24 protein-coding genes, 1 other RNA gene and 1 other annotated feature are annotated in these 24,951 nt (G+C 47.2%); of the genes, 2 read left to right on the forward strand and 23 right to left on the reverse strand.

Features of this window, described 5'->3' with window-relative positions; all coding sequences use genetic code 11:
• Positions 1 to 85 precede the first annotated feature (85 nt).
• The 15 genes from L985_RS11675 to recD2 form a co-directional block, all read right to left on the reverse strand.
• Positions 86 to 1,729 (reverse strand): peptide ABC transporter substrate-binding protein, encoded by a 1,644-nt coding sequence (locus tag L985_RS11675; protein WP_047393672.1) that lies wholly within the window; start codon positions 1,727 to 1,729, stop codon positions 86 to 88.
• A 204-nt stretch (positions 1,730 to 1,933) separates the two neighbouring features.
• Positions 1,934 to 3,460 carry a peptide ABC transporter substrate-binding protein gene (locus L985_RS11680; RefSeq protein WP_158513349.1) on the reverse strand — a complete coding sequence of 509 codons (1,527 nt, stop codon included), beginning with the start codon at positions 3,458 to 3,460 and terminating at the stop codon, positions 1,934 to 1,936.
• 127 nt (positions 3,461 to 3,587) lie between these two features.
• A complete protein-coding gene (fabF, locus tag L985_RS11685; RefSeq protein WP_029342221.1) occupies positions 3,588 to 4,826 on the reverse strand; it encodes a beta-ketoacyl-ACP synthase II in 1,239 nt (412 codons plus the stop codon).
• A 1-nt stretch (position 4,827) separates the two neighbouring features.
• The gene (locus tag L985_RS11690; protein WP_047393667.1) at positions 4,828 to 5,772 is read right to left on the reverse strand and encodes a beta-ketoacyl-ACP synthase III; all 945 of its coding nucleotides are present in this window, start codon (positions 5,770 to 5,772) and stop codon (positions 4,828 to 4,830) included.
• Positions 5,773 to 5,878: 106 nt separating this feature from the next.
• Positions 5,879 to 6,577, reverse strand: a complete 699-nt coding sequence (gene mtnN, locus L985_RS11695) for a 5'-methylthioadenosine/S-adenosylhomocysteine nucleosidase (protein WP_023468903.1) — start codon at positions 6,575 to 6,577, stop codon at positions 5,879 to 5,881.
• A gap of 52 nt (positions 6,578 to 6,629) precedes the next feature.
• A complete protein-coding gene (greA, locus tag L985_RS11700) occupies positions 6,630 to 7,103 on the reverse strand; it encodes a transcription elongation factor GreA (RefSeq protein WP_029342224.1) in 474 nt (157 codons plus the stop codon).
• Positions 7,104 to 7,159: 56 nt separating this feature from the next.
• Positions 7,160 to 7,807 (reverse strand): uridine kinase, encoded by a 648-nt coding sequence (udk, locus tag L985_RS11705; RefSeq protein WP_023468905.1) that lies wholly within the window; start codon positions 7,805 to 7,807, stop codon positions 7,160 to 7,162.
• Positions 7,808 to 7,823: 16 nt separating this feature from the next.
• Complete coding sequence (locus L985_RS11710) at positions 7,824 to 8,462, reverse strand: O-methyltransferase (protein ID WP_081834729.1); 639 nt, start codon at positions 8,460 to 8,462, stop codon at positions 7,824 to 7,826.
• 71 nt (positions 8,463 to 8,533) lie between these two features.
• Complete coding sequence (gene mltG / locus L985_RS11715; RefSeq protein WP_029342227.1) at positions 8,534 to 9,682, reverse strand: endolytic transglycosylase MltG; 1,149 nt, start codon at positions 9,680 to 9,682, stop codon at positions 8,534 to 8,536.
• 78 nt (positions 9,683 to 9,760) lie between these two features.
• Positions 9,761 to 10,054 carry a DUF1292 domain-containing protein gene (locus L985_RS11720; RefSeq protein WP_023468908.1) on the reverse strand — a complete coding sequence of 98 codons (294 nt, stop codon included), beginning with the start codon at positions 10,052 to 10,054 and terminating at the stop codon, positions 9,761 to 9,763.
• A complete protein-coding gene (locus tag L985_RS11725; protein WP_023468909.1) occupies positions 10,041 to 10,328 on the reverse strand; it encodes a DUF1292 domain-containing protein in 288 nt (95 codons plus the stop codon). The genes L985_RS11720 and L985_RS11725 overlap by 14 nt, the downstream gene beginning before the upstream one ends.
• Before the next feature lie 14 nt (positions 10,329 to 10,342).
• On the reverse strand, positions 10,343 to 10,765 hold the full coding sequence (gene ruvX, locus L985_RS11730) for a Holliday junction resolvase RuvX (protein ID WP_023468910.1): 423 nt from the start codon (positions 10,763 to 10,765) through the stop codon (positions 10,343 to 10,345).
• Positions 10,762 to 11,031 (reverse strand): IreB family regulatory phosphoprotein, encoded by a 270-nt coding sequence (locus tag L985_RS11735; RefSeq protein WP_029342229.1) that lies wholly within the window; start codon positions 11,029 to 11,031, stop codon positions 10,762 to 10,764. Before L985_RS11735 ends, ruvX begins: the two co-directional genes overlap by 4 nt.
• Before the next feature lie 34 nt (positions 11,032 to 11,065).
• The gene (gene alaS, locus L985_RS11740) at positions 11,066 to 13,708 is read right to left on the reverse strand and encodes an alanine--tRNA ligase (protein WP_047393663.1); all 2,643 of its coding nucleotides are present in this window, start codon (positions 13,706 to 13,708) and stop codon (positions 11,066 to 11,068) included.
• 57 nt (positions 13,709 to 13,765) lie between these two features.
• Positions 13,766 to 13,976, reverse strand: a binding site (T-box leader).
• A gap of 42 nt (positions 13,977 to 14,018) precedes the next feature.
• Positions 14,019 to 16,244: an SF1B family DNA helicase RecD2 gene (gene recD2, locus L985_RS11745; RefSeq protein ID WP_047393660.1), complete on the reverse strand. Its 2,226-nt coding sequence runs from the start codon at positions 16,242 to 16,244 to the stop codon at positions 14,019 to 14,021.
• 116 nt (positions 16,245 to 16,360) lie between these two features.
• On the opposite strand from recD2, the gene L985_RS11750 reads away from it, so the two are divergent.
• Positions 16,361 to 16,909 (forward strand): VOC family protein, encoded by a 549-nt coding sequence (locus tag L985_RS11750; RefSeq protein ID WP_029342232.1) that lies wholly within the window; start codon positions 16,361 to 16,363, stop codon positions 16,907 to 16,909.
• Between the two features lie 44 nt (positions 16,910 to 16,953).
• On the opposite strand, the gene L985_RS11755 is transcribed toward L985_RS11750, so the two are convergent.
• Genes L985_RS11755 through cymR form a run of 4 tightly spaced genes read right to left on the reverse strand, consistent with a single transcriptional unit; the run spans position 16,954 to position 20,319 of the window.
• Positions 16,954 to 17,619, reverse strand: a complete 666-nt coding sequence (locus L985_RS11755) for a tetratricopeptide repeat protein (RefSeq protein ID WP_029342233.1) — start codon at positions 17,617 to 17,619, stop codon at positions 16,954 to 16,956.
• Between the two features lie 13 nt (positions 17,620 to 17,632).
• Positions 17,633 to 18,754 carry a tRNA 2-thiouridine(34) synthase MnmA gene (mnmA, locus tag L985_RS11760; protein WP_029342234.1) on the reverse strand — a complete coding sequence of 374 codons (1,122 nt, stop codon included), beginning with the start codon at positions 18,752 to 18,754 and terminating at the stop codon, positions 17,633 to 17,635.
• A 16-nt stretch (positions 18,755 to 18,770) separates the two neighbouring features.
• A complete protein-coding gene (locus tag L985_RS11765; RefSeq protein WP_047393658.1) occupies positions 18,771 to 19,898 on the reverse strand; it encodes a cysteine desulfurase family protein in 1,128 nt (375 codons plus the stop codon).
• A 13-nt stretch (positions 19,899 to 19,911) separates the two neighbouring features.
• Positions 19,912 to 20,319: a cysteine metabolism transcriptional regulator CymR gene (gene cymR, locus L985_RS11770; protein ID WP_029342236.1), complete on the reverse strand. Its 408-nt coding sequence runs from the start codon at positions 20,317 to 20,319 to the stop codon at positions 19,912 to 19,914.
• A 60-nt stretch (positions 20,320 to 20,379) separates the two neighbouring features.
• On the opposite strand from cymR, the gene L985_RS11775 reads away from it, so the two are divergent.
• Entirely contained in the window at positions 20,380 to 21,717 is a 1,338-nt protein-coding gene (locus L985_RS11775) for a replication-associated recombination protein A (RefSeq protein WP_047393656.1), read from the forward strand.
• A gap of 11 nt (positions 21,718 to 21,728) precedes the next feature.
• Here the strand turns inward: L985_RS11775 and L985_RS11780 are convergent, their stop codons facing one another.
• From L985_RS11780 to L985_RS11795, 4 genes are all read right to left on the reverse strand, one after another.
• Complete coding sequence (locus L985_RS11780) at positions 21,729 to 22,493, reverse strand: tRNA threonylcarbamoyladenosine dehydratase (RefSeq protein ID WP_035396651.1); 765 nt, start codon at positions 22,491 to 22,493, stop codon at positions 21,729 to 21,731.
• 93 nt (positions 22,494 to 22,586) lie between these two features.
• Positions 22,587 to 22,776: non-coding RNA, 6S RNA (ssrS, locus tag L985_RS11785), on the reverse strand.
• Between the two features lie 75 nt (positions 22,777 to 22,851).
• Positions 22,852 to 24,036 carry a DASH family cryptochrome gene (locus tag L985_RS11790; RefSeq protein WP_047393653.1) on the reverse strand — a complete coding sequence of 395 codons (1,185 nt, stop codon included), beginning with the start codon at positions 24,034 to 24,036 and terminating at the stop codon, positions 22,852 to 22,854.
• A 291-nt stretch (positions 24,037 to 24,327) separates the two neighbouring features.
• Positions 24,328 to 24,912, reverse strand: a complete 585-nt coding sequence (locus tag L985_RS11795; RefSeq protein WP_047393651.1) for a DNA-3-methyladenine glycosylase — start codon at positions 24,910 to 24,912, stop codon at positions 24,328 to 24,330.
• Between the last annotated feature and the right edge of the window lie 39 nt (positions 24,913 to 24,951).

The following is a 24,951-nucleotide window of genomic DNA, read 5'->3' on the forward strand; positions in this document are numbered from 1 at the left end:
AGAGATCGGAATGCTCCGGTCTTTTTTGATATTTCCAAACAAAAAAACTGCTTCCGATTTATTTCGGAAGCAGTTTTTATATTGCTTATTTTCCTTCGATTGAAGCCCATTTGTACGAGAAGTCTGCGCCGAAGTTATGCTCGACGACTCCTTTAACGTATGGTTTGACGAGGAATGCACGTCCACGCTGATAAACAGGTGAGATCGCTGCAGAGTCGAGAAGGATTTTCTCAGCTTCTTGCAATTCAGACCAACGTTTCGTTGCATCTGTTTGTGTTTGAGCATCTTTGATGAGTTTATCATACTCTTCATTTGACCACTTACCACGGTTATATGGTCCGTCTGTCAAGAAGAGATCGAGGAACGTCATCGGATCTTGGTAGTCAGGTCCCCAGCCCGCGAGCGAGAATTGGAAGTCCCCTTTGTTTTCAAGATCAAGTTTGTTTTTGAATGGTTGTTGTTTGATTGTGACCTTCATACCTGGAAGGTTTTTCTCAAGTTCACCTTTCAAGAACTCACCGATTTTTTTCGAATCGTCGCTATCGTAGTTCAAGAGTTCAAGATCAACCGATTTTTGACCGATTTCCTTTAAGCCCTCTTCCCAGAGTTTTTTCGCTTCGTCTGCATTGTATTCGTTGAATGCTGGATACTTATCACGGAAGTCTTTCCCGTCAGCATCTTTCGCGAAATCTTTTGGTACGAGATAGTTCGCTGGAAGTGATCCGTTTGCGAGGATAACATCCGTGATCCCTTTTTTATCGTAACCCATGTCGATTGCGCGACGGATTTTTTCGTTATCAAGCGCTTTTACCTTCGTGTTGAGGTAGAGGTAGAAGATTGTTGATTCACCTTTTGTTTTGAATTCTTTATTATCTTTGAACTGGGCAACGAACTCAGATGTTAAACCTGTGCGATCGATGTCACCTTTTTCGTAAAGGTTAACACCAGTTGCAACTTCTTTAACGACCTTAACGTTGATCGTTTTAAGTTTAACGGCATCTTTATCCCAGTAGTTATCGTTTTTGACCATTTTCCAGCCTTGCTCACGTGTCCACTCTGTTAATTTAAATGGTCCGTTATAGAGCGCTTTGTCTGCAGTCGAACCGAAGTCTTTTCCGATTTTCTTCGAGAGTTCTTCTGATTTCGGCATGAATGGTCCGAATCCAGTAAGTCCGAGGAAGTAGTCTGCAGGTGCTTTTAACTTAACTTCGAACGTTTTGTCGTCGATCGCTTTGACGCCGACAGCATCACGCTCGCCTTTTTTCGTGTTGTACTCTTCTGCACCTTCGATGTTGTAGAAGACGTATGCATACTGTGAAGCGTTCTCTGGATTAAGAACTTCTTTCCATGCATATTCGAAGTCTTTAGCTGTGATTGGAGTACCGTCAGACCATTTCGCATCACGTAATTTGAACGTGTACGTCTTTTTGTCTTCTGATACTTCATGACTCTCAGCGATACCTGGTGTTGGTTGCTGTTTGTCATCTAGACGGTAAAGACCTTCCATCGTGTTGTTCAACACGTTGAATGAAACCGAGTCTGTTGAAGTCGTCGGGTTAAGTGTCGGGATATCCGAACCTTCGATCAAGTTAAGTGTTTGATCACTAGACTTTTTGTCTGAACCTGTGTCGCCCGATTTGTCGCCTGAATCCGTTGTCGAACAAGCTGCGAGGAACGCACTTGATACGAGAGCTACTGAAGTAGCTAAAGCAAAACTTTTCTTCTTCATGTTACGATGACCCCCCTAGGTTTCTAAAAAGTGATACTGTCAGGTTTTTGACCGAAAAAAAAAGAATTACTATATTCGAATCAAACCCTTCGTTACAAATAGTTTACAATGTTCTGATAATTTTGCAAACCTTTTATCCGATTTTTCTAAATATTTTTTCAAAAAAGACTGGGACCTCACGAAAAAATGGTCCCAGCTCAGTAATTATTTTAGAATTTTCATTGCGCGAAGTAGGTATTCCGGTCCATAAATCGGTACTTCGATTCCTTGAATTGTATCAGAAACATATAATTTCTCTGTCGTCTGATACAAAGGAACGATGACGGCATCTTGATTGATTAACTGTCTTTCAGCTTGATGATATAACGCCTGTTTTTTCTTCATATCTCGTACCTGCCGTGCTTTTTCGATCATTTGATCGTACGTGTCTGATTGATAGTTTACGGAATTCAACGGATTACCCGAGACGAACTGATTCAAATATGCAAGTGGACCTGGATAATCCGGCATCCATCCTGTTAACGTCATCGCATACTGCGCCGACTGTTCTTTATCGATCTTCTCTTCAATCGCAACGGGTTTAAGAACAATATCAATATCAGGCAACTGTCTCTCAAGATACGTCTCGAGTTGTTGCCCGATACGCTTCGCCTGTGGGTCTTCGAAGTTAAGCATCTCGATTCGCTGTTTCTTCTGTTGTTTAACTTGTTCTTTTTTTACTTGTACCGGTTCCGTCATCAATACGTTCGTATCTGTGACGACGAACCGATTAGTCGGAATGCCTGCATATCCTAAAGGAAGTTGAACGGACTCTTTTTCCATCAAGGCGTAAGCAATTCGTTTTCGGAGTGTCTTTTCGCGGAAGGCTTCATTTTTTTGATTAAATGCGATATAAAAGACACCGCTCCGCTTTTTTTGATAGGTTGGTCGAGAGACTTGATCTTCTTGTGTCTCGACACTCTCTTGTAACGGAAGAATCGCTGCTTTACTGTTCTCATACGTACTCCATTGCGTCTGATGATCAGAGATGATGCGACTTTTCACTTCTTCGACTGTGACAACATTTTGTTGATGATACTGGTTGTTTTTCTTAAGCGTATATCCGTTTTTCGACATCTGTTCTAGTGTAAACGCACCATTACCCGTGAGGTCTTGCCACTTCTTAGATTCCGGTTGTGGATAAAAGACGGACATCGCGAGTAATTCTTTTAGATTCGAAACCGGCTGATTCAGCGTGATGACAAGTTGGTCACGTCCTTTGGCCTTTACACCTAGACGTTCTGGCTTCATTTTTCCGTCATTGACGGCACGTCCATTTTCAAACACTTCAAATAAAAAACCATAGGGAGAATTTGTTTTATTGGCTGCGACACGTCGGAAACTATCGACAAAGTCTTGCGCTGTAATCGGCTGACCCTTCGCATTTTTTGTTTGTTTGAGTTGAATCGTATACGTCAGACGATCCTTTGAGACTGACATATCCTGTGCTAATCCTCTACGGACGGATGTCCCAGAAGTAAAAACATATAATCCTTCATACAGTTGTGCTAACAGTGTCTGAGAACGGCTATCCGTTGCTAACGCAATATCGGATGTCTTCGGGAGTGATGATTCAATTAATTCAACCTTCACTGCTTGTGTCTCCTGATCTGTTTTCGTCTTTTGAGATGATGATAGACGGTATATGAGCGTACCACTGAGACCAATCAATAAACATATGATCAGTATCATGATTGATGTTTTTCTTGTGATATTAGTCATAAACGACTCCTTTCTGCGTCAAACACGCATTTCTCTATTGAATCAGAAAATCAGCAAAAAAGCGACCCCCTCGTTTTTCTAAGGGAATCGCTTAAGCTTAAGCTTCGTAACGTTTGAAGACGAGTGATGCGTTGTGTCCACCGAACCCGAGCGAGTTGCTCAGGGCATAATTCAATTTTACGCTCCGTGCACCTTCCGTCACGTAATCAAGATCACAACCTTCACTCGGCTGTTTGAGATGAATCGTTGGGTGAACGGTTTGTTCTTGTAACGATTTGATTGTTGCAATCGCCTCGACGCCACCAGCGCCACCAAGCAAGTGACCAATCATCGATTTCGTCGAGTTGACGACGAGTTGTTTTGCCTGTTCACCGAAGACACTATGGATTGCTTTTGTTTCAAGAATGTCGTTCATCGGTGTGCTCGTTCCGTGTGCATTGATGTATCCGACTGCTTCTGGTGCGATACCTGCATCTTGGATTGCCATTGCCATCGCACGTGCTCCACCGTCTCCATCTGGATCTGGAGCTGTGATGTGGTAGGCGTCAGCTGTTAATCCATATCCACTGACTTCGGCATAGATTTTTGCACCACGCGCTACCGCATGCTCGTACTCTTCAAGAATCAAGATGCCTGCCCCTTCTCCCATGACGAATCCATCACGTCCTTCGTCAAACGGACGGCTTGCTGTCTCAGGATCGTGATTCGTTGACATCGCTTTGTTGGCACAAAAACCAGCAAATGATAAGTTCGTGATTGGTGCTTCCGCTCCACCAGCGATCATGACATCTGCATCGCCCCGTTCGATGACACGAAGGGCTTCTCCAATGGCATTCGTTCCTGAAGCACATGCAGTGACGGAACAGTTATTCGGTCCCTTGGCTCCGGTATAGATCGATACCTGACCGCTTGCCATGTTTGGAATCATCATCGGAATGAAGAACGGGCTGACACGACGGTGTCCACGTTCGAAGTAGATCTTCGCTTGTTTCTCAATTGTCTCAACGCCACCGATTCCTGATCCAATCCAAACCCCAGCACGTTCTGCGATTTCTTTAATGTCGATTCCAGAATCTTGGACAGCTTCCATGCTTGCGACAAGTGAGTAATGAACGAAGCGGTCCATCTTACGTGCTTCTTTCGCCTCGATGAATTCTGTTACATCGAAGTTTTGTAATTCGCCAGTGACCTTCGTTGGATACTCATCGATATCGAGACGCTCCATCGGACGAATCCCGTTTGTTCCTTCTTTTAGTGCTTCCCAGAATGTATTGGCATCGTTCCCGATCGGTGTCAGTGCTCCGATTCCTGTGACTACAACGCGTTTTCTCATCATCTTATGTGTTCTCTCCTTTAGTCCAAGTAATGTATGCTGCTCCCCAAGTCAATCCGGCACCAAATCCAGCAAGTACGAGTTTCGTACCAGGTGTCAGGCGTCCTTGTTGACGCGCTTCCTCAAGTGCGAGTGGGATTGATGCAGCAGATGTATTCGCATGCTCATCGATCGTGACGATGACCTTTTCTTGCGGAATATGCAGTCGTTCGCACGCTGCATCAATGATGCGTAGGTTTGCTTGATGCGGAATCAAGATATCGATCTCTTCGAGCGTACTATCCGCTTTTTGAATGACTTTCTCAACGATTTCCGGTAATTTACGAACCGCGAACTTAAAGACTTCCCGACCGTTCATCTCGATTGGTCCATCAATGTCCTTAAATAATAAATGTGCTCCGCGTCCATCTGTTCCAAGCTCGAAGGCATTAAGACCCGCTTGCTCAGTTGGTCCGATGACGACTGCCCCTGCACCATCTCCAAATAAGATGGCAGTTGACCGGTCTGACCAGTCGACGATACTCGACATTTTTTCAGCACCGATGACGAGCGCATGTTTTCCTTCAACTGTCGTCAACATGCTAGCAGCTGTTTGTAATGCAAAGATGAAGCCACTACATGCCGCACTAATATCGAATGCAGTCGCTCTGCGTGCTCCAAGACGCTCTTGGACGATACAGGCTGTAGATGGAAACGCGCGTCCTGTTGCCGTTCCGACGACGATCAACCCGATGTCCTCTACTGTCAATCCAGCATCATCAAGCGCTTTCTGAGCAGCTTCTGTCGCTAAGTCAGTGACATCCACATCATCGGCTGCAATCCGTCGTGCCCCGATTCCTGTCCGTGTCCGAATCCATTCATCGCTCGTATCGAGCGTCGTTGCTAATTCATCATTCGTCACGCGCCGTGACGGCAAAGACGTTCCTAATCCTACAATCCCGATCTTCATAAGGCATCCCCTTTTGTTATTAGTATCTGGTACTAATATAAAGCGTTAATTTGCTTTTGTCAAAGAAAAAAGGAAGTGCATGGTCTCCCGTGCCCTTCCTCATACCTCATTCTGCTAACGTCCGTACGACTTCCATGACCATTTTAGCGGAATTGATTGACGCAATCTCGAGGAATTCATCAAACGAGAGTGACGCTTCTTCATTGGCGCTATCTGAAATCGACCGCGTTACGACGAACGGGACACCGAACTGATGACAGACTTGTGCGATTGGTGCTGCTTCCATTTCGACGGCTGCGACTTCTGGGAAGTGCGCCTTGATTTGAGCAGAGCGCTCTGAATCGTGGATGAACGAATCGCCTGTCGCAATCAATCCATGAACGACGCGAATCGCATCCATCCGCTCGATGACGGCTTCTGCTGTTGCAACAAGCTTCGGATCTGCTTGATAGGCAGCTGGCATTCCAGGTACCTGTCCATATTCGTATCCAAATGCCGTCACATCGACGTCGTGGTGACGTACTTCTGTTGAGACGACGACATCCCCGACCGTTAAGCCTTCCTTGAATCCACCTGCTGAGCCCGTATTGATGACAGCACTTGGTTTGTAATGATCCAGCAATAATGTCGTTCCGATCGCAGCGTTCACTTTCCCGATTCCTGACTTCAAGATGACGACAGGAACGCTATTTAAAAGCCCTTCATAAAAATGATAGTTTGCGATGACTGTATCTTTACGTTCTGATAACTCATTACGCAATAAGTTGACTTCCTCTTCCATTGCGCCGATGATTGCGATTGGCATACTTCATTCCTCCATCAAACAGAAAGCCGGATTGCTCCGGCTCCTGTGTTCTTTATTTGATCGATGTAATTTTTACTGCGTATTCGCCGCCTGGTGCTGGTACAGAGACTTGATCTCCGACTTGGTGCCCCATTAAACTTTTCGCGATTGGTGATTCGTTCGAGATTTTACCTGTGAACGGATCTGCTTCGGCACTACCAACAATTGTGTACGTATCTTCTTCGTTATCTTCGACACTCAAGAAAGTGACTGTCGTTCCGATACCGACGACCGAGATATCCTTCTCTTCTTCCGAGATGATCGCAACATTACGAAGCATCTCTTCAAGTTGAGCAATCCGGCCTTCGACCATCGCTTGTTCTTCTTTTGCTGAATCGTATTCTGCGTTCTCTGAAAGGTCACCGAACGAACGGGCGATCTTGATGTTCTCGACGACTTCTTTCCGGCGGACTGACTTCAATTCATTCAATTCATTTTCAATGTTCGCTTTACCTTCAAGCGTCATGTAGTATTGCTTTTCTGCCATTTTTGTCACGCTCCTTTTTATTCCACTAGTATAGTATATTCACATCTTTTTTGGAATCAATATCCTCTTTGATCGAGTGCTGAACGATAATCAAGAATCGCTCGAATCTTCGTCACGAGTAAATCGATCGCGACATGATTCTCGCCGCCTTCCGGTACGATGATGTCCGCATATCGTTTTGTTGGTTCACAGAACTGAAGATGCATCGGACGAACGACGTTCGTATACTGCTCAACGACTGAGTCGATCGAGCGTCCACGTTCGTTGATATCACGTTGCATCCGACGAAGAATGCGAACGTCCGCATCCGTATCGACGAACACCTTGATATCCATTAGTTCCCGTAACCGTTCGTCTTCAAGCGCTAAAATTCCTTCTACGATGATGACATCGCGTGGTTCGAGACGAATCGTTTCTTGTGCCCGCGTGTGGGCGACATAGTCATATACCGGTTTTTCAACGGCAATGTTTTCACGGAGCGACTGAATGTGCTCAATCAACAGACCATTATCAAAAGCAAACGGGTGATCATAGTTTGTCTGATACCGCTCCTCCATTGATAAATCACTTTGATCTTTATAATACGCGTCCTGTTCAATCATGACGATTGATTCACTTGGGAACGCATCGACGAGTGAACGTGCCACCGTCGTCTTCCCTGAACCCGTTCCGCCCGCTACGCCAATTACTACCGGTTTTTGCATGTCATTCGTTCCTCCATCATTTCGACTTTTTCCGACTGACGGATACACCGTCACCGAGCGGAAAAATCGTCGTATCGTATTGTTCTTGTTCCATCATCCAGACCGTGAATTCCTTGACGAGACGCACGAGTCGACGTCTTCTTCGATCGAATGTCTTCGGATCGGACTCGAGGACATCTCCGTGTAAGAAGAGATTATCCGTATAAAGCACGCCGCCCTCAGGAATGAGTCGCCCATATCCTGCAAAGAATTTTTTATACTGTCCTTTAGCTGCATCAATGAAGACCGCATCGAACTGGTCTTCAAGCGTTTCGGCTAATTCTACTGCATCACCAAAAATGATGTCAATCCGGTCCGCCACATCTGACCGGGCGATGAAGGTTTTTGCTTCTTCATACCGCTTCGCATTTCGTTCAATCGTCGTAATACGCGCATCCGGTAGCGCACGCGCCATCCGAATCGCACTATATCCGATTGCGGTTCCGACTTCTAGAATGCGCTTCGGTTGTTGTAATCGCAGGAGCGATAACAAGACCTCGGAACCTGTCAGTTCGATGATTGGTATATGATTTTCTTCCGCATAACGCTCCATTTCTTCTAACAGAGCATCTCGAGGATGAATCATTGATTCGACATAGGTCGTGAAATCATTCACGCCATTCACTCCCTCTTCCGCATAAACAGGTTGACTTGAAGCGAACTTCCCGCTTCAACCCAACCCGTTGCTCATTGCTCTTTACTCGCTTCGTATTCCACCCATTCCGGCTTATACTTAACGACGTTTCGTTGATGTTCTTCATATGTCTCTTCGTATAGAATCTGTCCGCGTGGATGTTTATCACTTGGTGGACGAGCAAAGAAATAGACATATTTTGTTTTATTCGGATTTAACACGGCAAGTACCGAATCTTTACTGACCGTCGAAATCGGACCAATCGGAATTCCTTCGTACTTATACGTATTGTACTTCGAATTATTCTCGAGATCCTTCAGTGTCGTTAAAGCCGTGTTTTCACCTGTGCCATACCAAACCGTTGGATCCGACTGTAACTTCATGCCGTCATCCAATCGATTTTTGAAGACACCAGCGATTTCACGACGATCATCTGCTGTCGCCGCTTCACGCTCGACCATGGAACCGAGACTGAGTACTTCATGGAAGGTCATGCCTGATTTTTGAATGGCATCCGCATTCTCATCGTAGACTTTTTCTGTTTCATCGAGCATCGTCTCGACGATTTGATCAATGCTTTTTCCTTTATCAAACTCATACGTTGCTGGGAAGAGATATCCTTCAAGTGCATACAAGACACCATTCTTCTTCACTTCATCCGTCAACATCGGATATTTTTCAATCATGCTGTCGATGAATGTCGCATCCGTCAATTCTTTACGGACCGTCTCTTCCTTGAAGTTCGTTGCTTTCGCGATCAAAGCGATTTGACGATCCATCGTGATGCCTTCAGGTAACGTGATTTTCACATCCGCTGCCTTCATGACCGTTCCCGTCTTTAATTCATTAATGATTTCATCCGGGGACATGGCTTGTGACAGTGTATACGTACCCGCTTGGAATGACGATTCATTCTTGTAACGGACGTAGTAACGGAAAATCGTCTCGTTTGCAATCAAGTCTTTTTCCTTTAGTAAAGAAGCAATCGAACTCGTCCCTGCTCCTAAAGGAATTTCGACTTTGACGGATTTCGTCGCTGTTTCATCGACTGGTTCAAGCGCATTTTTCAAAAAGACATAGATGACCGCACTGGTAACTAGAAAAATCGTCAACAATACAGAAAGGATGATTAGCGTAATCCGGCGTGATGTCCGGCGTCGCCTTTTTTCGATTTCAGCATTTTGCTTCCATTCGTTCTCCATCGGTTCCTCCTTCTTCTCTTAAAACAAGGTGACATCGTAAGAGAAAGTCTCTTACGACGTCACCTGTCATGAGTCGGGTTAGTCTAACTGGTCTTCGAGCGTGTTAAAGACTTCTTCGATTTCATCCCAAGTCGCTGTATCGTCTTCATCGATTGGTACGAGGTTGAAGTCGTTATCTCCATCACCGTATTCGTCGAGTTCGTAAACGAAGATATCGACTTCTTCTGCTTCGTCATAGTCTGCTCCGATTGGCTCGAGGAAGATGTATGTCTTGCTCGAACGTGGGCTTTCATAACGCAGACGTTCTACGAATTCGAAATCATTTCCTTCGCCGTCCGGAATTACGTAACGTGTTGGTTCATTCTGTTGCATCAGTGATCCGCTCCTTTAACGCAAGCTCGAGTTCATCCCAAGTTTGCTCATCATTTTCATCGATCAGGCTCAATTCAAAATCATCTTCGCCTTCTCCATATTCATCGATCTCACAGATGATCAGATCATCTGCTCCTTCGTCAGGGTTACCGATCATTTCAAGAAACAGATAGGTTTTTCCTGTACGTTCACTCGAGTAACGGTACCATTCTTCGAAAAGATGTTCGCCGCCCTCTTCATCCGGAAAGAGATACTGACGTTTTTCTTCAGCCATCGGTTTCTCCCCCTTCATCGGTTCGTCCGATCCAAGTACGATTGCAGGATCATGACGGCAGCCATCTTATCGATGACTTGTTTACGCTTTTTACGACTGACATCGGCATCGATCAGCATCCGTTCTGCTTGCATCGTCGTCAACCGTTCATCCATGAAGACGACTTCAAGCCCGGTATGCTGTTCGATTTCCTTCGCAAAAGCTTCACTTGCTTCTGCGCGGGGACCGATGGAACCGTTCATGTTTTTCGGAAGACCAATGACTAGGATTTCGACATTGTATGTCTTCATGATGACATCGAGCCGTTTGAAGGCTTCCGGGTAATCCGGTTCCGTCCACTTGACCGTCTCGACACCTTGCGCCGTCCAGCCCATCAAGTCACTGACCGCTACTCCGATCGTCTTCGAACCGACATCTAGTCCCATTGCACGTTTCATTTTGAATTTCCACTCTCCGCCAAATAAGATTTCACGAGTTCTTCGAGCAATTCGTCGCGTTCAATCTTACGAATTAAATTACGTGCGTCATTATGACGAGGAATGTAAGCAGGATCTCCTGAAAGGAGATAGCCGACGATTTGGTTGATCGGATGATATCCTTTTTCTTCTAAAGCATGATAGACCGTCAACAACACATCACGTGTCGCTGCTTTGTTATCGTCTTCCGGAAAGTTGAATTTCATCGTTTGATCCATCTGACTCACGTTCATCACCTCTTTCATATACACTACGTTTCTATTATGCCAGTGATTGCACGTATTGTGAAGCGTACGCGAGTGCTTCTTCTAATTTCGACGCATCTTTTCCACCAGCTTGAGCCATGTCAGGGCGACCGCCACCGCCACCACCGCAGCGTGTTGCGACTTCCTTGATCAATTTACCAGCATGATAGCCTTGGTCGATTAAATCTTTTGCGACGCTTGCGACGAGGTTGACTTTCTCACCTTGCGCACTACCGAGTACGATGATCGCTGATCCGAGCGAGCTCTTCAACTCATCCATCATACCGCGAAGAGCATCCATATCTGAGACGTCAACGCGTTTCGCAAGCACGCGTACGCCGTTGATTTCTTCTACATCGTCTTTCAGTGAAGCAGCTTCAATGTTCGCAAGTTTTGCTTGCAACGATTCGTTTGCTCGTTCCGTCTCACGAAGCTGTTGTTGCAGTGCTTCAATGCGTACAGGAACTTCTGTCGTCTTCGTCTTCAGAACAGCTGCTGCTTGTTCGAGTGTCTCTAAGTGTTGGTTCATGACACGATACGCACCTGCACCCGTTACCGCTTCGATTCGGCGGGTACCTGCACCGATACCAGACTCCGAAACAATCTTGAACAAGCCGATTTCGGCTGTGTTTCCGACGTGGATTCCGCCACACAACTCGATCGAGTATGTGCCTGCTGAGACGACGCGGACCGTTTCACCGTACTTCTCACCGAACAATGCCATCGCGCCTTTTGCTTTTGCATCAGCGATGTTCATCTCTTCGATATCGACCGGTAGCGATGCCCAGATTGCTTGGTTGACGTCTTGTTCAATCTTCGTCAACTCTTCTTGTGTCACTGCACCGAAGTGTGAGAAATCGAAGCGAAGACGTTCTGGAGAAACGAGTGATCCCGCTTGGTTAACGTGTGTTCCGAGCGTATCTTTCAATGCTTTATGAAGCAAGTGTGTTGCCGTATGGTTTTTCGTGACGGCTTTACGTTCTGCTGCTTCGACCGTTGCAACGACATCTGCCGCTTCCGTTGCGATCCCTGTACGAACGATGACCGTATGCAAGTTTTGACCGTTTGGTGCTTTTTGAACATCTTTAACATCAAGAACGAAGTCTTTGCCTTCGATTGTTCCTGTATCTGCGACTTCACCACCGCTTTCAGCGTAGAACGGCGTGATGTCGAGAATGACTTGTGCTTCTTCACCAGCAGCGACTTCTGTGACTCGTTCTCCATCATGCACTAAAGCGATGATTTTTGCATCCGCCTTAAGGTCGGTATAGCCGACGAACGTACTTTTATCTTTTAGCGTCGAGAGGACTTCCGATTGCTGTTGCATCGAACCACTCTCTTCACGTGCCGCACGTGCACGCTGACGTTGCGCATCCATTGCTAATTTGAAGCCTTCTTCATCGACAGACATCTGATGATCTTCTGCATACTCGACTGTCAACTCAAGTGGGAAACCATATGTGTCATACAGACGGAACGCATCTTCGCCGCTGATGACATGCTCACCGTTCGCCTTAGACGTCTGAGCGACTGTGTTCAAGATTGCAAGACCGTCATGAAGTGTCTCATGGAAACGTTCTTCTTCGTTTTTGATGACGCGTTTGATGAAGTCCGCTTTTTCCGGAACTTGTGGGTAGAAGTCGACCATGACGTTCCCGACCGTATCGACGAGTTCATACATGAACGGACGCTCGATTCCAAGCATCTTCGCATAACGCACCGCACGGCGTAGTAAACGACGAAGGACATATCCACGTCCTTCATTCGAAGGAAGCGCACCATCACCGATTGCGAATGATACGGTACGGATGTGGTCTGCGATGACTTTGAATGCTACATCAAGTTTCGAATCATCACGGTAGATTTTACCGCTGATTTCTTCTGTCTTATGAATGATCGGCATGAACAGATCCGTATCGAAGTTCGTCGGCACGTCCTGCATGACACACGCCATCCGTTCAAGTCCCATCCCTGTATCGATGTTTTTACGCGGAAGTTCCGTATAGTTGCCGTGTCCATCGTGGTTGTATTGACTGAAGACGATATTCCAGATCTCGAGATAGCGTTCGTTTTCGCCACCTGGGTAGAGTTCTGAATCGTTCGGATCGTCTCCGAAAGCTGGACCACGATCGAAGAAGATTTCCGTGTTCGGACCAGATGGACCTTCACCGATTTCCCAGAAGTTATCTTCAAGTGGAATGATCCGCTCAGCCGGCACGCCGAGTTCAAGCCAGATTTGACGCGCTGCGTCATCTTCCGGGTGAATCGTGACCGAAAGACGTTCCGGATCAAGACCGTACCAGTCATCACTCGTCAAGAGCTCCCAGCCCCATTTGATTGCATCTTCACGGAAGTAATCACCGACGGAGAAGTTTCCGAGCATCTCGAAGAATGTGTGGTGACGCGCTGTTTTCCCAACGTTTTCGATATCGTTCGTCCGGATTGATTTTTGTGCGTTGACAATCCGTGGATTATCAGGAATGACACGACCATCGAAATATTTCTTGAGTGTTGCAACACCCGAGTTGATCCACAAGAGCGATGGATCTTCGACCGGTACGAGTGAAGCACTCGGTTCGATCGCATGTCCTTTGCTTTGGAAGAAATCAAGATACATCTGACGGATTTGTGCACCCGTTAATGGTTTTAGAGCTTTCATGAACAGTTACCCCCATTGGTTTTATTTGGACGCAAAAAAGCGATGTCTTCATCCCTGAAAAGGGACGAAAGCATCGCTTCCGTGGTACCACCCTCGTTCGTAAGCAATCCATTGCCTACCTCGAACATCTGATAACGGGGATGACCCGCAGGTGTTTACACCCGACTCCGGAAGGAGCTTCAAAGGGACTCGAGAAAGTGATTGCAGCAGACTCACTTCTCTCTGGACTCGAGTTTTCCTTTTACTTATCTTCCATCAACGTGTTACGTCCATTCATCTATCGTGATTATTACCTATCGCACAGCATCCGTCAAGTCTTTGTCACACCACCGAGTCGTTCAATCAATCGTGTACGGCGCCGGGGTTCCTCTTCTTGCGACGCTTTATGGAATGCTCGTGGGTCGCCGAACAATAATAAACTCGACTTCGCACGGGTAACCGCCGTATAAATCAAATTTCGGGAATGCTTGAACGCCCCCGTAAAATAGACCGGCATCAAGACGATTGGAAACTCGGACCCTTGCGCCTTATGGATCGTGATCGCATAGGCATGCGTGAATTGATCCCAGTCACTTCGGTTATACTCGACTTCCGTCTGGTCGAAGCGGGCGATGATCTTATCCACCTTGTCGACATTCTCTTTAGCGAAGAAGATGTTGACGATTTCTCCGATATCTCCGTTATAAACGTTTTCTTCTGCATTGTTGACGAGCTGGAGAATCTTATCTCCGGTCCGGTAAATCCGCGTGCCTTGTTTAACTTCTCGTTTCTTTGGTTCTTCCGGGTTGTAGACGCGTTGCAAGGCGACATTTAATTCGTCGATTCCGACTTGACCACGGTAAGTCGGTGCAAGAATCTGAACATCGAATTTCGAATAGCCTTTCGCAAGTGCTTTTTCTGCGAAAGCTGAAATACCGCGTAACGTCTCTTGCGGAGACGCGGTATAGAAGCGACGATCCGCAAGTGGTGCCAACAAATCAGCAGACGTCGTCCGGTTCTTCAAATCATGGGCAAGCCGTAAAATCGAAGAATCTTCCGCTTGGCGATGGACGACGTTCAGACGAACGACGGGAATCCCTTCCGTGTCCATCAAGTCTGCCAGTACCTGCCCAGGACCTACGGATGGCAACTGATCGCGGTCACCGACGAACAAAATTTTCATACCGTTCGGAACAGCACGGAGCAGACTCGATAACAAGTAGATATCAATCATTGATGACTCATCGATGATCAGTACTTTTCCCGTGATCGGCTGATCTTCATTCAGTTGGAAGTTCGTTCCGTCATACTTCAACAGACGATGAATCGTCATCGCTGGAACGTCCGTTGCTTCCGACAAACGTTTAGCGGCGCGTCCGGTCGGTGCAACAAGGACATACGGATAGACATCTCCCGTCTTGACGCGACTTTTCTCAAGTGGCCAATCATGAATTTCTTGCAAGGCATGTAAAATTCCCTTGATGACGGTCGTCTTACCGGTCCCTGGTCCACCGGTCAGAACCATCAATGGTGCTTTAACCGCTAACTCGATCGCTTCCCGCTGCTGTGCGGCATATTCCATGCCAAACTGTTCTTCGAGGTGCCCAATCGCTTCAAGAATCGTCGCGACATCGACTTCCTGTTCGGCACCGTTCGCCATGACGCGAGCCAGTTCTTTCGCCGCTCGAACTTCCGCATAAAAGATCGTCGGTAAATACAAACAACCTTCTTCAAGCTTGACCTTATCTTCAGCGAGCAACAGTTCAATCGCTTGTTCCAGCCGTTCTCCTGGGTCTTCACCAAGCAACCGGGGTGCCCGTTGTAATAGTGAGTCGACCGTCGCAAAGGCATGTCCCTCTCCTGCTTCTTGTTCTAATATATGCATGATCGAAGCAGCGACACGTTCCGGATGTAATCCGACAAGTCCGAGATGTGAGGCGATATGATCGGCTGTCTTAAAACCAATCCCGTTCACTTCATACATCAAGGAATACGGATTCTCTCGAATTCGCGCCATGGCGTCCCCTTCGTAAGCAGCATAGATTTTCGCCGCTAGTTTTGGTGTGACATCAAATGGCGCTAAGAATAGCATCAACTGATCGACACCGTATAACGTAGCGAGTCGACTCAATATGATATCCGCTTGTTTTTGTTTTAACCCAGGCACCTGATTCAGTACTCGCTCATCCTTCAAAATGAGGTCCACTGCCTCTTCTCCGAGAGCATCGACGATATTTTTCGCTGTCTTCGGACCAATGCCGGTGAACGAACCATTCGTCAAGAAGCGGATCGTTGCCTGTTTTGTCATCGGAACCGATCGACGAATCAGCTCCGCCTTCAGTTGTTTTCCGAAGCGAGGATGATCAACGAGACGACCAAATGCTTGATACGTTCCTCCGAGTTCGATTCCGACCCCTGTACCCGTGATGACGAGCTCGGTTTCTTTCAGTTCAAAGTTTTTTTCTTTGACGGCGACCAATACAATGGAGTGTGCTTCTTCTTCAGAAGAAAAGAGCACACGTTTGACGCGCCCGACGACTTGATGGGGGTGCTCCATCACTCCACCTTCTTTCTCTCTTTTTCATTCGCTGCTTTCATCATAGCATTCGTTTACCGGATTTTAAATCAGGGAAAGATACCCTGAAACATTTCGTTAAGAGGAGGAGTTCAAGGATGGCACGTTTACCGATTGCAGGATTGTGTGAATTAGTACTGGAAGTCGAGGATATGGACCGTGCGGTTGGCTTTTGGAATGGGACACTTGGTATTCCGATCGTCGAGCAATGGGCACCTGAGGATGCAGAACCGAGCAAGGAACAATCTAAACAGGACGGAGTTTGGGCAACGTGGCTCTACATTGGCGGTAACACCCGACTCGGTCTATGGCTGAAGCGAGACTTCACGATGGAAGAACGAACGGTCAAACACTTACCAGTGTCCGAATGGGACACGTTGTATGACGAAGGTGGTGTCCATGTCCACTGTGCTTTCTACGTTGAGAAGGAAGAGTTCCAACAAGCCTTGAATCAACTGCGCGAAGCTTCGATCACCGTGAAGCTCAGAGAGTGGGATGAACAGGAGACCTCGAATCAAAAAGAGCATTCAGCTTATTTCAAGGATACGGAAAATAACGTCATCGAACTGTACACGAAAAACATGGATGAAGCCTATGAAGACTTTTCCGGTCCACCACTTCGTGTCATCCGTGAAGTTGGGAATTAAATAGCACAAAAAAGACGACTCCAGATGGAATCGTCTTTTTTGGATCAGTCTGCTTGTTTTAATAACGCATCCATCTTCGCTTTTGCATCTCGCGCAAGAGCGTGTTCCGGCTGGTAGGCAAGAACGGCTTCAAGTTCTGCATAACACACTTCCTGTTGACCGAGGAAAGCAAGCGCGATCGCATAGTTGTACCGAGCATCCGTGTGCGTTTCGTCAAGCATCAAAACGTGCTCGAACATCTCGACGGCTTCTTCCAACTTCTCGTTTTGCGCTAAGGCAAGCCCGTATTGGAACGCGATCTCAATATCGACACCGTTCAATTCTGACGCACGTTGTAGACGAGGTAAGCCACGTACAGGATCACCAAGTTTTTGATACGTCATCCCAAGCATGAAATGGAGATCCGCGTCGTCAAGTCCATATAATAACGCTGCCCGCAATGATTCCTCTGCTTCGACGAGTTGGTCGGCAGCAAAGAATAGCGCACCTTTTGCATAATAGGCACTCGCGAACGTATTATCGATCATCAGCGCCCGATCATAAAAACGAAGGGCACGATCAGCGTCGTTCATCGATTGGAGTAATGTTCCGAGATTGACATATGCTGTCGGATCTTTTGGATTTTCTTCGATTGCGTCGTTGAAAGCCTGCGCTGCTAATTCATAATTTCCAGCTTCTAAATGCCGGAATCCTACTTCATTATAATTCATCTTCTTTTGCTCCTTACGCGAGATAAGCGAGGCGTTCGCCTGCTTTATAGGCTGCATCGATCGTCGCACCACCGAGGCAGATGTCTCCATCATAGAACACGACCGCTTGTCCTGGTGTGATTGCCCGTTGACGCTCGTCAAACGAGACATCGAGTCCATCTTCGAGGACACGAACCGTGACGGCTGTGTCTTGTTGACGGTAACGGAATTTCGCTGTACAACGGAATGTCTCACCGACCGGACGCTCAGACGTCCAACTGACATCTGAAGCAAGCAATCCTTCCGAATACAACAATTCGTTATGGAATCCTTGATCGACATAGAGAATGTTCTCTTTTAGGTTTTTCCCAACGACGAACCAAGGTTCTCCGTCGCCACCGATACCAAGTCCATGACGTTGTCCCATCGTATAGTACATCAATCCATCGTGACGTCCCATGACGTTCCCGTCAAGCGTCCGCATTTCACCGGGTTGCGCCGGCAGATATTGACCGAGGAACTGCTTGAAGTTCCGCTCGCCGATGAAGCAAATGCCTGTCGAGTCTTTTTTCTTCGCTGTCGCGAGGTTCGCTTCTTCTGCGATCCGGCGTACTTCTGATTTTTCCATGTGTCCGATCGGGAACATCGCCTTCGCGATCTGCTCTTGCGACAATTGATTCAAGAAATACGTTTGATCCTTGTTTGCATCCACGCCTCGAAGCAATTTATGTTCTCCGTCTTCATAGACAGCACGCGCATAGTGTCCTGTCGCGACGAAATCGGCACCAAGACGCATCGCGTGATCGAGGAAGGCTTTGAACTTGATTTCCTTGTTACACATGACGTCCGGATTCGGTGTCCGACCGAGTTTATATTCATCGAGGAAGTACGTGAAGACTTTATCCCAGTACTCTTTCTCGAAATTGACCGCATAATACGGAATGCCGATTTGGTTGGCTACGGCGATGACGTCTTCATAATCTTCCGTCGCCGTACAAAAGCCGTTTTCATCCGTGTCATCCCAGTTTTTCATGAAGATCCCGATGACGTTATAACCTTGCTCTTTTAATAAATGAGCCGTCACAGAAGAATCGACACCCCCCGACATCCCAACGACGACTGTCGTTTCACTCGGGGCTTTCGCTCGTGTATTCATTTATTTCACCTCTTAGTTAATTCTGAAACGATTTTACGACATCTTGCAAGGCTTGTGCGAGTAGTTCGACTTGCGTGACCTCATTTCCGTGACCAAAACTAATCCGGACCGATGCCCGTGTTCGTTCCTCTTCGCCATACATCGCCGATAAGACATGCGAAGGTTCGACGGATCCTGCCGTACATGCACTCCCGCTCGATACGGCCATCTGACGCATATCGAGCATGATCAAGAACGGTTCGATTTCAATCTGCGGGAAGTAAAGATTGAGGACATTCGGTAATCCTTCCACACCATTGACTTCGTAAGTGACGCCACTTTCATCCAAACGCGTTAGCAAAATGCTACGCAGTTGTTTGATGTGGTCCTGTTGTTGATCGCGCTCTGCTACCATCAGTTCGAGCGCCTTCGCTAAACCGACGATTCCCGGTACGTTCTCCGTTCCTGCGCGACGCTTGCGTTCCTGTTCTCCTCCGAACGTTTGAGGCGCTAACTTCACACCAGTCCGTACATACAATAGCCCGATTCCTTTTGGACCATTGATTTTATGAGCAGACGCGGATAAGAGATCGACCTGTAACGCTTCGACATCGATTGCTTGTTTTCCGAACACTTGCACCGCGTCCGTATGGAACAAAATACCGCGTTCCCGTAAAAATTGACCAAATGCCGCAATCGGCTGAATCGTTCCGACTTCATTGTTGCCGAACATGATCGAGACGAGAGTCGTATCTTCCCGGACTGCTTCTTGCAAGGTAGCCAATGAGACGACGCCAGACGACGGTACATCGAGATACGTGACGTCATAGCCTTGTTTTTCGAGCTCTTCGAACGCATGCAATACAGCATGGTGCTCAAACCGTGTCGTAATGAGATGACGCCCTTTTTCACGCGCCGCCTCAGCTGCACCGAAGATTGCATAATTATCCGATTCCGTGCCACCACTCGTAAAAATCAGTTCAGTTGGTTTCGAATTCAATTCTTGTGCGATCTGTCGACGTGCTTTGTCAATTGCTGCCCGAGCAGACCGACCAGCCGCGTGGACACTCGATGGGTTGCCATACTGTTCGAGCAAATAAGGCGTCATCGCCTCAAGGACTTCCGGACGCATCGGCGTCGTCGCCGAATGGTCAAAGTAATTCATTCGTTTTCACCTCTCAAATATAGAACATGTATCCTGTATCTTCTTCTTCCGCTAAGTCTTGTAGCGTCGTTGAATCGAGTACTTGATCGACCGCTTGCTGGATTTTATCCCAAAGCTTGCGTTTCGTGACCTCGTCACACGCATCACCTTCGACGACGACGAGTGGTCCTTCAAGCAGGCGGATGATTTCACCCGCTGTGATGTTTTGCGCTTCACGACCGAGCTTATACCCGCCGTAAGCACCACGGACACTTTTGACGAGCCCTCCATTACGAAGGGGTGCAATCAACTGTTCGAGATAATGCTCAGATAGGTCATACATCTGCGCGATTTTTTTTAGAGACAGTGGTTTAGATTCAGCTTCTTTCGCGAGTGCGATCATGATCGTCAGACCATATCGCCCTTTCGTCGAGATTTTCATCATGCGAAGGATCATCCTTTCTAGTATAGTAGTAGCTAAAAGTGGAAGGAGCGTATGTGTATGGCACATTTATTTGAATCCCAGTCACCTGCCGGACCGCTCGCGAATCGAATGCGTCCGCAGAATCTGGATGAAATCGTCGGACAACGCCATCTGATTGGAGAAACGACGCTCCTACGGCGTGCCATCTTAGCCGATCGTCTCGGAACCGTCATTTTTTACGGTCCACCGGGTACCGGTAAGACAACGCTCGCACGCGTTATCTCTAGTTATACGAAATCAGCATTCGAGCAATTGAATGCGGTCACGGCGAAGTTGGAACAATTACGGGAAATTCTAAAAGCAGCCGAAGCCCGTCTTCAGTTCGAGGATCAAAAAACGATTCTCTTTCTCGATGAGATCCATCGATTCAATAAGATGCAACAAGACGCCTTACTGCCGGCGCTTGAAGCGGGTACGATCACGTTGATCGGCGCAACGACGGAAAATCCGAGTTTTGAGGTCAATGCCGCTCTCTTATCGCGGGCAACGGTCTTTCGTTTTGAACCACCGACAGCAGACGATTTACGAATCGTCCTCGACCGGACCTTAAAGGACGAAGAGCGTGGTCTTGGCAAATATCCGATTACGATCACAGATGATGCAATCGATCATTACGTCAAGTTGTCAGATGGCGATTACCGAGCATTATTGAATGCACTTGAACTCGCCGTCTTAACAACACCGGAAATCGATGGTCAGATCACGATCGACCTCGCTGTTGCCGAGGAATCGATTCAGCAAAAAGCATTGAAGTACGACAAGGACGGCGATCGGCATTACGATGTCATCTCTGCCTTCATCAAATCGATTCGTGGTTCCGATCCGGACGCCGCGCTTTACTGGCTCGCCGTCATGATTGAAGCGGGCGAAAGTCCACGTTTCATCGTTCGTCGTCTCTATGTCCATGCGGCAGAAGACATCGGTCTGTCTGATCCGCAAGCGTTATTGATGGTCGATGCGTGTGCCCGTGCTTGTGAATACGTCGGTTTCCCGGAAGCACGAATTCCGCTCGCTGAAACGGTCTTATATCTCGCGACAGCACCGAAGTCGAATGCTGTCATCTCAGCGATTGATCAAGCATTGACACTCGTTCGTCGTTCGGACGGTGGACCGGTTCCGCCGCACTTGCGCGATGCTCATCATCCGGGGGCAGCAGCACTTGGGAATGGCGTCACCTATCAATATCCGCACGACTTCGAACATGCCTATGTGCCACAAAATTACTGGCCTGAGAATCTTGCCCGGACAAAACCGGTCTTTTATCGTCCTAGCCCACGCGGTTTTGAGAAACAACTGCAAGCTCGACTTGATTTTTGGAACAAACAAACAGCCACACATCAGAAAAAGCGACCATAAGGTCGCTTTTTTTAACGAACGCGTTCGATCGTCACGCCGGCTTCACGGACGATCTCGTTGATGACGTAGCTCGCTGCGATCAATCCACCAACTGATGGAACGAACGCATTTGAACTTGGCGGCATCTTTGCCTTACGAATTGCAGCCGCATCATTTCCGACGACTTGACGGACTTCTTCGATGATCTTAACAGGCGGTTCATCGGAGAAGACGACAGGAACACCCTTATGAATACCGGCTTTCCGGAGTTTCGTCCGAATGACCTTCGCCAATGGATCATAACTTGTATCTTTGATGTCAACGATCTTGATGCGTGTCGGATCCATCTTGTTCGCCATCCCCATGCTTGAGATGATCGGAATGTTGCGTTTCTTACATTCCTGAATCAAGTGAATTTTGAACGAGACCGTGTCCGATGCATCGATGACATAATCCGGTTGCTGTTCGAAGAACGACTCGAATGTCTCTTCGTTGTAGAACATCTTCAAACGAACGATTTCAAGATCCGGATTGATTAACGCAAGACGCTCTGCCATCGCATCAACCTTCGGTTGACCAACCGTCGGAAGCAAAGCATGGATTTGTCGGTTGACGTTTGTGATGTCGATATCATCCTTATCGACGAGAATCAAACGACCTACGCCACTGCGGGCAAGTGCTTCTGCTGAGAACGATCCAACACCACCGATTCCCAGAATAGCGATAGACTTGGATGCCAATGCGTCAAGTCCAGTTTTACCGATTGCTAGTTCATTACGCGAAAATTGATGTAACATCTCATAACCTCACAATACTCATACTGTTTTACTCGGAATTATATCATAAAAAAAAACGTCATGCGACGTGTCAAACAATAAAATAATAAGACGATGGGACCCGAAGTGCCGTGTCGATACCTTATTTTTGAACCTGCTGTGCAGGTGGGTGTCTTATCCGATTCCTATTCGTACGTCCTCCTGCTGTGTTACGAGGCATGTACTACTAGTTGGAACGTCAAACTCCCTATCAAAAAAGAGTGGCTCAAAGATAAAAGGCGGCTCTCGTACAATTCAGGAACCCCATCTGATGCATTTAATATAGCATCCTCCCTTCTGAAATGCAACTACTTCCCACTCCAGAAAAAGATGCTTTTTTTCAGGTCCAACGTTTCGTGAAGTGTTGATTCGGATCATATCTTTGTTGTTGGAATGCGGGATCGAATCGTGGTGTGCGTGTCGCATTCCCGACACCCGCGATGAACGCCCAGTTTCCATAGTTCGAAGCGACATCATAGTCGACCAACTGCTGTTCGAAATACCGCGCTCCGATACGCCAATCCTGCTTTAATTCATGAATCAGATAACTGGCAACGATTTGCCTTCCGCGATTCGACATCCACCCTGTCTCGCGAATCTCGTTCATGAAGGCATCGACGAATGGCACACCGGTTTTTCCTTCTATCCAGCTTTCGACCGCTGCTTGGTCCGTCTTCCAAGTGTATTGACCTTCTTGTAATCCACTCGACCGGAACAGACGGCTTCCGGTCTCACGCATCGTCAAATGGAAGAAGTCACGCCATAACAATTCGAAATACAACCAGTACGTCGATTCATTCGCTCCCTTTTTTCGCTCGGCTTCCTGTAATTCAGCCATGACGCGGCGCGGTGAGAGTGAACCGTTCGCTAGCCAGGCAGATAACTTCGATGAATCATTTCGTAAGAACCCATTCCGTGTTTCTTTATAGGTGAATACAGGCTTGGCGAGATATTCCTGAAGGCGTGCCCTTCCCGCTGATTCTCCTCCCCGAAATGGGAACGCGGTCTCTGGGTCCGCTTCAACTGATTCCTCTTTTATCAGCTGAATATCAGTTGGTGGATCGAGTGGATCGTAGAAGGTCCCTTTCGCCTCGACCCGTTTTCGAAATGCCGTAAAGACGCGCTTTAATTCATCACTTCCGATATCTTCCCGACGATGTAACGTCTGTGTTTCAAAAGAGTGGACGGTATATCTGTCTTCGATATACTGCTCACTTGTCGCTTCTTCTGTTCCGGTCATCTTATGGAAATAGACGGTATCATCCGCTTGCAGATAAGAATCGAGTACCTCACATGTCTTCCCTTCTACTATATCTAGCGTGATCCCGATTTGAGACAGGTGACCCGCTAAGTTCTCAAGTGTCTCTTGTTCGAACCGTTCTTGATGTGTACCTCTTTTAAAATCGCGTTTCTTTTGATCTTTGACGTATACGGCACGAATGACGTCCTGTTCTTCACATGCACTCCGAAGTGCCTCATGATCATCAACACGTAAATCATGACGATACCAAACAACTGCTCCCATATTGATCGTCTCCCTTCTCTTTATACTATGACCCGACTATAGTATTTGGAAAACCACTTAATGTGCCGATGAGGTTTTAAGACGTTGTTTTCGTGGAATATGATTAGTACAACAAACCAGAGGAGTGAATGAATCAATGGCAGCAAAACGCGGTAAACTCAGAACTTTAATGACGCTTGTAACGACGGTTGGACCAATCGTCTATAAATTCTATAAAAAACAGCAGTCTAAAAAATCAATTAACAATCCTAAATAAAAAATGGACGTCTCCTTACCGGAGCGTCCATTTTTTTAACGTTTACTGACACCCTCACTCGCCTCTACATAGAACCGCCATGGATAGGCTGTCGCTTCTCCTGCATTCGGGATACCGATGCGAGTCGTCTGGACGATTGCATCGACCGGGTCAGCAACGAGTCGAAAACGGGCTTGATAAAGATCTTGACCTGAATCAGCTGTCGTTAGACCGAACCCTTGGCACAGTTTCGCTGGTCCATTGACGAGATTGCGTCGTTGCACCGCTGTCAACTCTGCGTAGGAACAACCAAAACGACGTTCAGCGACCCGATCATGACCCTTGATGATTTCGGCACCTCGTAACAACAGTCCGTATCCTTCCCCTTCGTGACCACAAACGATGTTCATGCAATGATGCATACCATATGTGAAATAAACATAGAGATGTCCCGGTGGACCGAACATTGGTGCCGTCCGTTTCGTAGGTTTCCCGGAAAACGAATGAGCGGCTTGATCGTGAGGACCAAGATAGGCTTCGACTTCGACGATCCGCATCGTCACCTCATCGACGGTGATGTGTGTTCCTAAGAAATCTGGACCGACTTCAACCGGTGAGCGCTCAAAAAACTGTCGTTCCATCCGTTCGTCCTCCTTCATGAAACAAGCGAACCTCCCTCT

It is taken from the genome of Exiguobacterium sp. ZWU0009, from assembly GCF_000798935.2.
Classification (GTDB): Bacteria; Bacillota; Bacilli; order Exiguobacteriales; family Exiguobacteriaceae; genus Exiguobacterium_A; species Exiguobacterium_A acetylicum.